Raw genomic sequence first — 12,711 nt, 5'->3', positions numbered from 1 at the left:
GGCGACTCATAAAAAAATAAAAACAAAAATGAGGAAATAAATGATTACAGAGAAAGAAATAGCAAGAATTAACGAGCTTTATCATAAATCAAAGGAAGGCGGCGGACTTACTGCCGAGGAAAAGGATGAACAGGCAAAGCTCAGGAGAGCCTATATAGATTCAGTTAAGGCAAACCTTGGCGTATACCTTAAGGATATAAAGAATGCAAGTGAGGATACTTCTGCATCAGGAGATGTAAAAGAAAGGGTTCAGAAGGCTATGGAAAAGACCGATGCGGAGCTTGCCGGGGAAGATAAAAGTGCAGCTAATTCCGGAAATCCTGAGATTTCAAGCCACCTGCATATTTGATGAAGCGAAGTATATTGAAGCAGATTATTTTGCTTAAGCGGTATAGTTCATATTGATTCATTGGCATACGTTCCGGTTGATTTCCGGGCGTGCATTTTGAAAGGAAGGTTCTTATGACGGATCTTTTGATGATTGGACAAAGAGCTAAAACGGCATCACATAAGCTTGCCGGGCTTTCTTCAGATGAGAAAAATGCGGTGCTGCTAAAAGCAGCGGAAGAGCTTGAGGCAGATGATAATATTCAAAAGATATTGGGGGCCAATGCAAAGGATCTTTTGAATGCCGAGCAATCCGGCATGAGTGACGGACTTAAGGATCGCCTGCGTCTTACAAAAGAGCGTCTGCAGGACATGGGTAAGGCACTTCGAGATATTGCAAAACTTCCTGACCCTGTTGGAGAGGTACTTGAAACCATAGAACGTCCCAACGGACTTAAACTTTTAAAGACTTCAGCACCAATCGGTGTTATCGGCATCATCTATGAGGCACGTCCGAATGTAACCAGCGATGCCTGGTCACTTTGCTTTAAGTCATCAAATGCCGTTATTCTGAAGGGTGGTTCCGATGCCATTAACTCAAACATTGCCATAACAGAGGTTATACGGAAAGCCATGGAGGAAAGCGGAGCAGATCCTGACGGACTTATGCTTATCGAAGCTACGGATCATGAGACCACAAACCACTTCATGCAGATGAATGATTACGTTGATGTGCTGATCCCACGAGGTTCCATGCGTCTTATCCAGGCAGTTGTGAAAAATGCTTCCGTTCCTGTTATAGAGACCGGTGCAGGCAATTGTCATATTTATATAGAAAAAACCGGGGATAGTGACAAGGCGGTTTCTATCATTTATAATGCTAAGACCCAGAGAATAGGTGTCTGCAATGCCTGTGAGTCTCTTGTGGTTGACAGAGAAGCATTGGAGAAACTTGTTCCGGTTGTTAAGAAGCTTCAGGAAAAAGATGTTATTACCTATGCGGATGAGGCATCCTTCGAAGTTTTAAAGAAGGCGTCCGAAGACGGATCAGGCATACGTATGGAACTGATAAAGGAGGCTTCTCCCGAGGATTTCGCCACAGAGTATCTTGACTACAAGATTTCAGTTAAGACAGTTGACAGCACGGAAGAAGCCATAGAGCATATTAATGCTAACAGCACTCATCACAGTGAGGCAATCATCACAGAGGATGCGGATAAGGCCGAGAAATTCCTTAACGGAATCGACAGTGCCTGTGTTTACTGGAATGCTTCCACCCGTTTTACAGACGGAGGCTGCTTTGGTTTCGGAGCGGAGATAGGCATCTCAACGTCAAAGCTCCACGCAAGAGGCCCTATGGGACTCAGGGAGCTCACAACGTATAAATACAAGGTATATGGAAACGGACAGATAAGATAAGCGGATCTGGATGCACCTTCCAATTTAATTATTGCCGGAAATATCGCACGAACATATTGAGATTCAGTGCTTTAATAAATTAATTTTTTTTACAGTATCCCAGGGGATTTACTATCCCCTGGGATTAACAATGAGGTTTTATGGAATACATTATCGATTATAAGGAAATAATTGAACAGGCACCAACAGAGGAGCCCGCAAGACAGTACTACTTTATGGACAGGGTACGTGAGCTTGTTGAGATTAAGAAACAGGAAGGTTACAAGGCTCACTGTATGGTTGAAGTTATGGGATGCCAGATGTCTGCCAAGGATGGCGAGAAGCTTCTGGGAATCCTTGAGAAGTGCGGATACACAACCACTGAAGATGACTGGGATGCGGATATCGTGCTTTTCACAACCTGTACTGTAAGAGAGAATGCAAATCAGAAGCTTTACGGCCGTGTGGGAAGACTTAAGCATCAGTATGAGAAGCGTGACGGAATGATCATCGGTATCACCGGCTGTATGATGCAGGAGAAGGATGAGGTTGAAGGCATATGTAAGCATTATCCTTATGTAAAGCTTGTGTTCGGAACACATAATGTCTACAAGCTGGCAGAGCTTTTATACAAGTCACTGGTTACCGGAAAGCGTACAGTCGAGGTTATCGACGATACAAAGATGATCGTTGAGGATCTTCCTTCTGACAGAAAGTTCAGGTTCAAGGGCTCTGTAAACATCAGCTACGGATGTAACAATTTCTGCACATATTGCATCGTGCCTTATGTAAGAGGCCGTGAGAAGTCACGTAATGCAACAGATATACTTAGAGAGTGCGAAAAGCTCATCGCAGACGGTTGTCTGGAGATCATGCTCCTTGGTCAGAATGTCAATTCCTATGGCAATGACATCCCGGGATCAACCACATTCCCGGAACTTTTGAAAGCTGTTGCAGAACTTCCGGGTCTTAAGAGACTTCGCTACATGACTTCAAATCCCAAGGATTTTTCAGATGAGCTTATCGAGGTAATGAGAACTCATCCAAATATAGAGAGACATATACACCTGCCTCTTCAGTCTGGTTCAAGTGCAATTCTTAAGAGGATGAACAGACATTACACAAAGGAGAGTTATCTTGAGCTGGTCAGAAAGATAAGAACGGCTATTCCGGAGGCAACTCTCACAACAGATATAATCGTTGGATTTCCGGGAGAGACTGAGGAAGATTTCCTGGATACCATTGAGGTTGTTAAGGAGTGTAAGTACGACGCTGCGTATACATTTATATACAGTAAGCGTACGGGCACACCTGCTGCAAAGTTTGAAGATCAGGTTCCGGAGGATATCGTTAAGGACCGCTTCGACAGACTTCTCAAGGTGGTTCAGGACAGCTCGGCGGAGAATGAGACAAGAGACCTCGGCAAGGTCATGGAGGTTCTGGTTGAGGATGAGAACAAAAACCAGGAGGGTTATGTCACAGGCAGACTTTCAAACAGTGTGCTTGTTCACTTTCCCGGAGATAAGAGCCTCATCGGAACCATGCAGATGGTGAAGCTGACGGAGAGTAAGGGATTCTATTACTTCGGTGAGTTATCCTAGTTGCGTCAGCAATTAGGATGCCGCCCAGCCGGCGAGGCTGGTTTCGGCGTGAGCCGAAATCAAACGAAAATGCCCGGCGCGTAAGCGCCATCTAATGGCATTTTCTCTTTGTATTTATTTAAGGAGAGATAGATGGCTGAAAAGAAGATGTCACCCATGATGGCTGAATATCTGGAGACGAAAAAACAGTATCCGGACTGTATTCTGTTTTACCGCATAGGTGATTTTTATGAGATGTTCTTTGAAGACGCAAAAACCGCATCCTCAGTGCTTGATCTGGTTCTCACCGGCAAGGACTGCGGAATGGAGGAACGTGCACCTATGTGCGGTATCCCCTTCCACGCAGCAGATGGATATGTGGCACGTCTTGCCGCAAGCGGCTATAAGGTTGCCATTGCCGAGCAGCTTGAGGATCCAAAGCTTTCAAAGGGTCTTGTGAAAAGAGGAGTTATCCGTGTTATCACGCCGGGAACCCTGACCTCTGAGCAGGCACTGGATGAAACAAAGAACAACTTCCTCATGAGTATCTTTTATGACGCTACGGGGTTTGGCGTTTCCAGTGTAGACATTACCACAGGTGAGTTTATGACCACTACCTGCGGTAATGAAAAGGATGTTATGGATGAGCTCAGCAGATTTTCTCCTGCGGAGATAGTATGCAACCAGGCATTTATGATCTCCGGCATCGATACCGATGATATCAAGAATCGTTTCGGACTTATCATAACAGAACTTCCGGATGAGGTTTATGATGACGGAAAGGCTACAACGCTTCTGGAGGAGCATTTCCATGCAAGCATCAGCGGCATCGGTCTTTCCGACAGAGACCTTGCAAGACTTAGTGCCGCAGCGGCTCTCAGATACGTTTATGACACACAGATGAATGCTGTGGAGCATATCGCAAATATAAAGTATTATTCCAGTGACCAGTATATGATCATTGATACGGCTACCCAGCGTAATCTGGAGCTTTGCGAGACCATGAGAGAGAAGAAAAAGAGAGGATCCCTTCTCTGGGTTTTAGATAAGACAAAGACTGCCATGGGCGCCAGAATGCTGAGACGTTTTCTGGAACAGCCGCTTATCGACAGGGCGACTATCCTTGCCCGTCAGGATGCAGTGGAGGATTTCTGCTCTCATTACATTGACCGTGAGGAGATTTCCGAGTATCTGAATACCATTTATGATTATGAGAGACTTCTCGGACGTATATGCTATAAGTCTGCAAATCCAAGGGATCTTATAGCTTTTAAGCAGTCGCTTAAGATGCTCCCGGATATCATTCAGGAGCTTTCAAGCTTTGACTCCGCCCTTGTAAAGGAAATACATGACGGCATTGACCCCATGGAAGATCTTTATGAGCTTATAGACAAAGCTATAGAGGAGAATCCGCCTTTATCCTCAAGAGATGGCGGTGTCATAAAGGAAGGCTTCCATGAGGAAGTAGACCGCTACAAGGACTCCCGTGTCAGCGGTAAACAGTGGCTCGCGGATCTTGAGGCCTCGGAACGCGAAAAGACCGGGATCAAGTCTCTGAAGATAAAGTACAACCGTATATTCGGGTACTGCTTTGAGGTTACCAATACATTCCGGGATATGGTGCCGGATTATTTCATCAGAAAACAGACACTTACAGGCAGTGAACGTTATACTACCGATAAGCTTGAGGAGCTTCAGAACACAATTCTCGGTGCAGAAGAGAAGCTTAACCAGCTGGAGTATGAGCTGTTCTGCGATGTGAGAGACACCATTGCCGGAAATATTCAGCGTATACAGAAGACTTCTCACTATGTGGCTCTTATCGACTGTATAATATCTCTTTCCAAGGTGGCTACGGATAACAATTACTGCCGTCCGGAGATTAATGAAAATGGAATCATTAATATAAAGGATGGAAGACATCCGGTCATCGAGAAGCTCATAAGGGATGGTATGTTTGTGTCCAATGACACTGTCCTGGATGACAGCACCAATCGTATCGCTGTTATCACAGGACCTAATATGGCAGGTAAATCCACCTATATGAGACAGGTGGCACTTATCGTGCTTATGGCCTCTATCGGTTCCTTTGTCCCGGCGCAAAGTGCGGAGATATCTATCTGCGACAGGATATTTACCCGTGTCGGAGCCAGTGACGATCTTGCTTCAGGGCAGTCTACCTTTATGGTGGAGATGAACGAGGTTGCCAATATTCTGAGAAATGCCACAACCAGGTCACTTCTTATTCTGGATGAAATAGGAAGAGGAACCAGTACCTTTGACGGTCTCAGCATTGCCTGGGCGGTGGTTGAATACATCGCAAAGGTTGTTAAGGCGAAAACTCTTTTTGCCACCCACTATCATGAGCTCACAGAGCTTGAGGGTAAGCTTGAGGGCGTGAATAATTACTGTATCGCGGTTACAAACCACGATCAGGACATCGTGTTCCTTCGTAAGATTATCCCGGGAGGCGCCGACAGGTCCTATGGTATCGATGTGGCGAGTCTTGCGGGAGTTCCGAAGCCGGTTATCGACAGAGCAAAGGTTATCGCAGCGGAGCTCAGTGATGCAGATATTACTGCAAAGGCGAAGAATATCGAGACAAGTGAGAGCTTTACTCAGGAAGCATTTGACGAAGAAGGCTTCCTTGCAGACCGGGATGAGACCCGGGTTTCGAATACAGCCGACCGTAAGGCTGAAGGAAACACTCAGGAATACGGCGCCGATGTGGCAGAAGCCATTGAGTTCCTTAAGGCTATTGATGTGAACCACATGACACCACTTGATGCCATGAACACTCTGTATGAATTGAAATCAAAATTTGGTGTATGATTCCTACGCAATGCAGTACCTCTGAAAGGTGCTGCATTTTCTGTACATAAAAATAAAACTTGCATTTGATATACAGGATATGATTGAATTATTAATTGGTCAGAGATGGGGAATCTGAACTGTTACCTCACTCGTTTGTTGAGATATTATTTCGTTTAGACTGATTATAAAGGACGACCAATATGAAAATCAAAGTTCTAAGTGATGAAACCATAAACCAGATCGCAGCAGGTGAAGTTATAGAGCGGCCTTTAAGCGTTGTTAAGGAGCTTTTGGAAAATGCCATCGATGCGGGTTCCACCTCGGTTACCGTGGAAGTCCGGGACGGAGGCATCGCCATGATACGAATAACCGATAATGGAGGCGGCATAGACAAGGATGATATAAGGAATGCGTTTCTGAGGCATGCAACCTCCAAGATCAGGGAGGCCAGGGATCTTGAGAATATTCAGACCCTTGGGTTCAGAGGCGAGGCACTGGCGTCCATAGCAAGTGTTTCGAGAGTTGAGCTCATAAGCAAGACTCCCGGGGCGCTCATGGCCTCACACTATGAGATAGAAGGCGGAGTGGAGAAGGACTTTTCCGAGATCGGTGCTCCCAACGGCACAACTTTTATAGTCCGGGACATTTTCAAAAATGTTCCCGCCAGAAGAAAGTTTCTGAAGAGTCCGCAGACGGAAGCTGCCCGCATTCAGGATATCCTGGAGAAGGAGGCATTGGCACATCCCGAAGTGGCGTTCCGATATATTCAGGATGGCCGTCAGAGACTGGCGACTCTTGGCAACGGTTCGCTTCTGGATGTGATTTACTCCATTTACGGCCGTGATGTGACGAATCAGCTTATTACAGTAAATCGCCAATATCAGCGTTCACAGCTTACGGGACTTCCTGCGGTAACGGTCCGAGGCTTTATCGGAAAGCCTGTGATCACAAGAGCAAACCGCAATTTTGAGATATATTTTGTAAACTCGAGATTCGTGAAGAATCCTATGGTTACGAAGGCCATAGAGGACGGCTATCATGCTTTTCTTATGCAGCATAAGTTTCCGTTTACAGTCCTTATGGTGGATGTGAATCCGGAGATTGTGGATGTCAATGTTCATCCCCAGAAGCTGGAGGTAAGGTTCTCGGACGGGATGCTCATATATAATTCTATTGTGGATTCTGTTCAGAATGCCCTTAGGGAAACAGAGCTTATTCTTAATACGGATCTGGAGAACTTCGGAAGAGATGAGAATACCTCAAAGAAAGCGGATCTTGACCCTCATGTGGAGATAGAAGAAAAGGAAAAGACTCTGCCTCATGTGGAACCCTTCGAGAAAAACCGTAAGGAAGAAACAAACCGGCAGTATGAGGAAGCCCTGAGACCGGAGATACATCCGGAGGCGGTACCTAAGTCAGATATATATCTGAATGGAAAAAATACTGCCGGCACAGGTGTGAGTGAAAAAAGCGGTTGGTCCGGTAATGCGGTTGGATACAGTCAGTATCGCAGGGACTATGCAGCAAAGCACAGCAGCGAAGGCATCGGGAGTTCATCAGGAGACGCGAGAGTGGCCGAGCATAAGTCAGGGTTCGGACTTTCTGACTTCAAAGAGGCAGCGGACGAGGTTGATAAGAATTATGGTCAGGTAAACAGACTAAACGGAAGCTCTGCAGAGTCTGATGCTTATAACATTGATAAATCAGAAATAAAAACTCTTTCCGTTACACAGGATGACTCAGCAACAGCAGGTGAAGCATCAGAAACCGGTAAAGGATCTGAAAAAATGCTTATCACGAAGCCTCAGCAGGAAACATTATTCTCGGAGAAGTTTCTGAGCGAAAAAGCAAAGATCCAGCACAGGATCATAGGACAGGTGTTTGAGACCTACTGGTTGATAGAGTATGGCGACAAGCTTTATATCATTGATCAGCACGCAGCTCACGAAAAGGTGAATTTTGAAAGAATGATGAAGCGCCTTAAGGAGCGTAAACCTGCAAGCCAGTATCTCAATCCGCCGATTCTCGTGACACTTACCTCAGAAGAGGCAGTGCTTCTCAATGAGTATGAGGAATATTTCCGGAATCTGGGATTCGAGATCAGCGATCTCGGAGGCAGAGATTTCAGCATTTCGGCGGTTCCCACGGACCTTCCGGAAATAGGAAAGAAGGAGCTTCTGCTTGAGATGCTAGATGGTTTAAGTGACGAAACAGGCATGACAACACCGGATTCCATATATTATAAGATTGCCTCTATGTCCTGCAAGGCGGCAGTTAAGGGCAATAATAAACTTAGTCTGATGGAGGCGGATACCCTTATTTCAGAGCTTTTGGAGCTTGAAAATCCTTATGCCTGCCCCCACGGACGCCCTACCATCATTTCTATGTCAAAATATGAGCTGGAAAAGAAGTTTAAACGTATCGTTTAACAGTTTTATATATGTCATAAGACTATCTGACTTCGGAACATTAATCCGTAGACGGAGTGGGGTCGTGACATTGGAAGGTATTAAGTTTGAAAAAAATTGATTTAACAAAGAAACCTCTTATCATTATCGCGGGGCCTACAGCTGTGGGGAAAACGTCAACATCAGTTGCTCTGGCCAAAACCCTTGACGGTGAGATAGTCTCGGCGGATTCTGTTCAGGTATATAGAAAACTTGATATAGGAAGTGCAAAGGTTACAAAAGATGAGATGGAAGGTGTGCCTCATCATCTCATAGACATTATCGACGTGACAGAGGATTATGATGTAAGCCTTTTCCAGAAGATGGCCTCCGATGCTATCGAAGGGATATATGAGAGGGGCCATGTGCCTATTCTTGCGGGAGGCACCGGTTTTTACATTCAGGGGCTTCTTTATGGTATAGATTTCACTGAAGAGGACGAAGATGCCCATAAGGAGATAAGAGACAGACTGGAGGCTATGGCAAAGGAACCGGGAGGTCCTGAGGCAATGTATAAAAAGCTTTCGGAGGTAGATCCCAAATCTCTGAAAAAAATCCATGAGCACAATATTCGCCGCGTTATAAGGGCACTTGAGTTTTATGAGCTTCATGGTTCGCCCATTTCAGCCCATAATGAGGAGGAAAGGGAAAAGCAGGCTGTATATTCACCGGCATTTTTTGTACTTACAGATGACAGAGAGGCTCTGTATGAACGCATAAACAAACGTGTCGACCTGATGGTGGAACAGGGACTTATAGATGAAGCCAGGTGGCTTTACGATCTTCATCTTCCCAAGGAAAGGACCTCCATGAAGGGCATCGGCTACCGTGAGCTTATTGCTGCCTTTGAGGCCCTTGATAAAGGAAATCTTGCGGCATCGGAAAAAAGTGCTATAATCGTTCAAGCTGTCGAGAAGATAAAGCAGGATTCCAGGAATTATGCTAAAAGACAGATCACATGGTTCAAAAGAGAACGCAATGTGAATTTTGTAAATATACAGGATTTTGATTATAAGAAGGACAGGATTACAGAATGGATAACAGAGAAATGTTTGAGTCTCTTGGGATAGCATCGGAGGTTTATGATTTTTGCGAGACAGAGCTCCGTACACTTAAGGACAGATTTCAGGAGATAGATGACATTGCCGAGTTCAATCAGCTTAAGGTTATTAAGGCAATGCAGGATGCCCAGGTTTCTGAGGCTCACCTCTACGGAACCACAGGCTACGGCTATGATGACATCGGCCGTGACACCCTGGAAAAGGTTTACGCCAATCTTTTTGATACGGAGGATGCGCTTGTCCGCTCACAGATCGTTTGCGGTACACATGCACTTTCCACGGCTCTTTATGCAAATACAAGACCGGGAGATGAAATACTTTGCCCTGCTGGAAAACCCTATGACACTTTGGAAGAGATCATTGGCATCAGACCTTCAGTGGGAAGTCTTCAGGAGTATGGAGTAAGCTACCGCCAGGTGGATCTTCTTCCTGGTTCGGAATTTGATTATGAAGGCATTAAGGCTGCAATAAATGAAAAGACAAAGCTTGTGGAGATACAGAGATCAAAAGGATATGCCACAAGAGATACATTCTCACCGGAGAAGATCGGTGAGCTTATAAAATTTATAAAGGAAATCAAACCGGACGTCATCTGTATGGTGGATAATTGTTACGGTGAGTTTGTAACAAAGGAGGAACCTTCGACTTTTGGAGCAGATATGGTTGTGGGTTCACTCATCAAGAATCCGGGTGGCGGACTTGCGCCTATCGGAGGTTATATAGCCGGAACAAAGGAGTGTATCGAAAGATGTGCGGTTCGTCTCACAACCCCGGGACTTGGCAAGGAAGTAGGACCTTCTCTTGACGTTAACAAGAGCTTCTATCAGGGACTTTTCCTGGCTCCTACCATAACAGCTGCAGCTGAAAAGGGAGCGATCTTTGCGGCTAAGGTATTTGAGAAGCTTGGTTTTGCATGTCACCCCACTGCTGACAGTGCGAGATATGACATCATACAGGCCATCACACTTGGTTCCGAGGAGGCGGTGGTTGCCTTTTGTCAGGGAATACAGGCAGCAGCCCCTGTAAACAGCTTTGTTACACCATATCCTGATGATATGCCGGGCTATGACAGTAAGGTAATCATGGCAGCAGGCGCTTTTGTTCAGGGCAGTTCTATCGAGCTTTCTGCGGATGGTCCCATTAAGCCGCCGTTTAATGTTTATTTTCAGGGCGGTCTCACCTGGTACCATGCAAAGCTCGGCATCATGATGGCAGTGCAGAAGATGTACGAGAAAGGACTTATCATCATTTCGAAGAAATGATGATGCCGTGTAATATTTACGCATCGAACGCTTTATGTTACAATAATCAACCGTGGGCTCCTGCTTCTCTTTGGGACAGGAGAAAAAATGAATTTAAAAACAACAAAGCTTACACAGGATGAGATGCCATATGAAAAGTGCATCAAAAACGGTCCGGAGGCCTTAAGCGACGCTGAGCTTCTGGCTGTGCTTCTACGTACCGGAACACAGGGATCTTCAGTACTGGAGGTTTCCCAAAAAGTTCTGGATATGAATCCTCTATATGACGGACTCGTTGGGATGATGCATTTTGGTGCCGAAGAGTACATGAAGATCAATGGCATCGGGAAAGTGAAGGCTATCCAGCTGAGTGTCATCGGCGAAATAGCCCGCAGAATTTGGAATCGTAAGAAACGTGTAAGACATATGCGCTTTACAGATTCGCGTCAGGTGGCGGATTATTACATGGAAGATCTAAGATACCTGGACCATGAAGTTGTTCGTGTGTTATATCTGGATCATCAGATGCAATTGATCAAAGAGGAATTACTTTCCGCAGGGACAAGCTGCAATTCTGCAATATCCTCAAGAGAGATATTTATTTCGGCACTGAAGCTTAGCGCGTCTTGTCTTATTGTGGTACACAATCACCCAAGCGGTGATCCGGAACCCTCCGGGGAGGACATTAGATTTACAAAGGAGCTGTGTGAAGCCGGAAAAGTTATCGGCATTGGACTCATTGATCATGTTGTGATAGGGGACAATGTCTATTTCAGTTTCAGCGAACAGGGATTAATCAGTGGATAATAAGAAAAGCAAGTATATATTCATAGTTCTTTCTGTGGTGTGCATAATGATGATTGTGCTTTCTTCCGTAAAGGACGGCATCATGAATCCTATACGGAACACTATAGGTTATGTGCTGGTTCCTTTTCAGAAGGGAGTCAATACCCTTGGATTCGGAATATATGAGAATCTGAAGGAACACCGTACGTTGGAGGAAGTGCTGGAAGAAAACAAAAGGCTTAACGAGAAGATAGGTATTCTTGTTGAGCAGAACAATCGTCTTACTCAGGATAGCGGAGAGCTTCAGAGACTGAGAGAATTGTATGATCTGGACCAGGACTATATGCAGTATGAAAAAATAGCTGCAAGAGTCATAGCAAAGGACTCGGAAAACTGGTTCCAGGTTTTTCGTATAGACAAGGGATCCCAGGATGGCATAAGGGTTGACCAGAACGTTATGGCTAACGGAGGGCTCATAGGCATAGTGACTGACGTGGGTCTTAATTATGCTACGGTTCGTTCCATAATCGATGATGAGTCAAGAGTTTCTGCCATGGGTATACAGGCCAGTGATACCTGTATAGTAGCCGGGGATCTGACTCTTTACGAAAAGGGACGCCTCAGAATCACGGATATGAAAAAGGATGCCTCCATACAGGATGGTGACCGTATAGTAACTTCTTCAATATCGGCAAAGTTTATGCCGGGAATTCTTATCGGATATGCGGTTGATGTTAAAGAGGATGAAAAGAGACTTATGAAAGACGGTTATCTGATCCCGGCTGCGGATTTTGACGATCTTTCAGAAGTTCTGGTAATAAAAGAAGTTAAGAGTGACAGTTTCCTGGATGAAAATAACGGAGAAGCTGCCTTAAACAGAACCAAAACCAAAAACAGCGAGACTCTGCCGGATGCGGCTAATGTTACAGCAGGCACCAATGTCAAGTCATCCTGGGCAGGAATGGAAGGTCTTACACCGCTGAGTGAGGTGGTGGGAAATGGCACTGCCGATACGGCGGACGATTATATCGTTACTGCGAAAGATATAACTGACGTA

At 45.3% G+C, this 12,711-nt stretch carries 8 protein-coding genes and 1 pseudogene; all 9 read left to right on the top strand.

Annotation, left to right across the window (positions count from 1 at the left end; all coding sequences use genetic code 11):
- Nucleotides 1–40 precede the first annotated feature (40 nt).
- On the top strand, nucleotides 41–349 hold the full coding sequence (locus tag T357_RS20890) for a DUF896 domain-containing protein (protein ID WP_081828161.1): 309 nt from the start codon (nucleotides 41–43) through the stop codon (nucleotides 347–349).
- Nucleotides 350–462: 113 nt separating this feature from the next.
- Nucleotides 463–1,746, top strand: coding sequence for a glutamate-5-semialdehyde dehydrogenase (locus tag T357_RS0112445; protein WP_031553128.1), 1,284 nt, complete (start codon nucleotides 463–465; stop codon nucleotides 1,744–1,746).
- A gap of 140 nt (nucleotides 1,747–1,886) precedes the next feature.
- Nucleotides 1,887–3,326, top strand: coding sequence for a tRNA (N6-isopentenyl adenosine(37)-C2)-methylthiotransferase MiaB (miaB, locus tag T357_RS0112440; RefSeq protein ID WP_031553125.1), 1,440 nt, complete (start codon nucleotides 1,887–1,889; stop codon nucleotides 3,324–3,326).
- A 132-nt stretch (nucleotides 3,327–3,458) separates the two neighbouring features.
- A complete protein-coding gene (gene mutS, locus T357_RS0112435) occupies nucleotides 3,459–6,137 on the top strand; it encodes a DNA mismatch repair protein MutS (protein ID WP_031553121.1) in 2,679 nt (892 codons plus the stop codon).
- A gap of 182 nt (nucleotides 6,138–6,319) precedes the next feature.
- A complete protein-coding gene (gene mutL / locus T357_RS0112430; protein WP_031553118.1) occupies nucleotides 6,320–8,548 on the top strand; it encodes a DNA mismatch repair endonuclease MutL in 2,229 nt (742 codons plus the stop codon).
- 86 nt (nucleotides 8,549–8,634) lie between these two features.
- Nucleotides 8,635–9,636 carry a tRNA (adenosine(37)-N6)-dimethylallyltransferase MiaA gene (gene miaA, locus T357_RS0112425; RefSeq protein WP_330373125.1) on the top strand — a complete coding sequence of 334 codons (1,002 nt, stop codon included), beginning with the start codon at nucleotides 8,635–8,637 and terminating at the stop codon, nucleotides 9,634–9,636.
- Nucleotides 9,600–10,889, top strand: a complete 1,290-nt coding sequence (locus T357_RS0112420; RefSeq protein WP_031553112.1) for a methionine gamma-lyase family protein — start codon at nucleotides 9,600–9,602, stop codon at nucleotides 10,887–10,889. Before miaA ends, T357_RS0112420 begins: the two co-directional genes overlap by 37 nt.
- Before the next feature lie 87 nt (nucleotides 10,890–10,976).
- Nucleotides 10,977–11,675 (top strand): RadC family protein, encoded by a 699-nt coding sequence (radC, locus tag T357_RS0112415; RefSeq protein WP_031553108.1) that lies wholly within the window; start codon nucleotides 10,977–10,979, stop codon nucleotides 11,673–11,675.
- Nucleotides 11,668–12,528 (top strand): annotated as a pseudogene (gene mreC, locus T357_RS22220) (rod shape-determining protein MreC); the annotation flags it as partial. The gene radC and the pseudogene mreC, both read left to right, overlap by 8 nt.
- Between the last annotated feature and the right edge of the window lie 183 nt (nucleotides 12,529–12,711).

It is taken from the genome of Oribacterium sp. FC2011 (assembly GCF_000701645.1).
In the GTDB taxonomy this organism is placed as follows: domain Bacteria; phylum Bacillota; class Clostridia; order Lachnospirales; family Lachnospiraceae; genus Oribacterium.
The sequence above is the reverse complement of the archived record's forward strand: the minus strand, read 5'-3'. Positions and strand labels throughout refer to the sequence as shown.

Coding starts and splice junctions, on each gene's coding strand:
- T357_RS20890 (WP_081828161.1), top strand. CDS start 41: ATGATTACAGAGAAAGAAATAGCAAGAATTAACGAGCTTTATCATAAA.
- T357_RS0112445 (WP_031553128.1), top strand. CDS start 463: ATGACGGATCTTTTGATGATTGGACAAAGAGCTAAAACGGCATCACAT.
- miaB (WP_031553125.1), top strand. CDS start 1,887: ATGGAATACATTATCGATTATAAGGAAATAATTGAACAGGCACCAACA.
- mutS (WP_031553121.1), top strand. CDS start 3,459: ATGGCTGAAAAGAAGATGTCACCCATGATGGCTGAATATCTGGAGACG.
- mutL (WP_031553118.1), top strand. CDS start 6,320: ATGAAAATCAAAGTTCTAAGTGATGAAACCATAAACCAGATCGCAGCA.
- T357_RS0112420 (WP_031553112.1), top strand. CDS start 9,600: ATGGATAACAGAGAAATGTTTGAGTCTCTTGGGATAGCATCGGAGGTT.
- radC (WP_031553108.1), top strand. CDS start 10,977: ATGAATTTAAAAACAACAAAGCTTACACAGGATGAGATGCCATATGAA.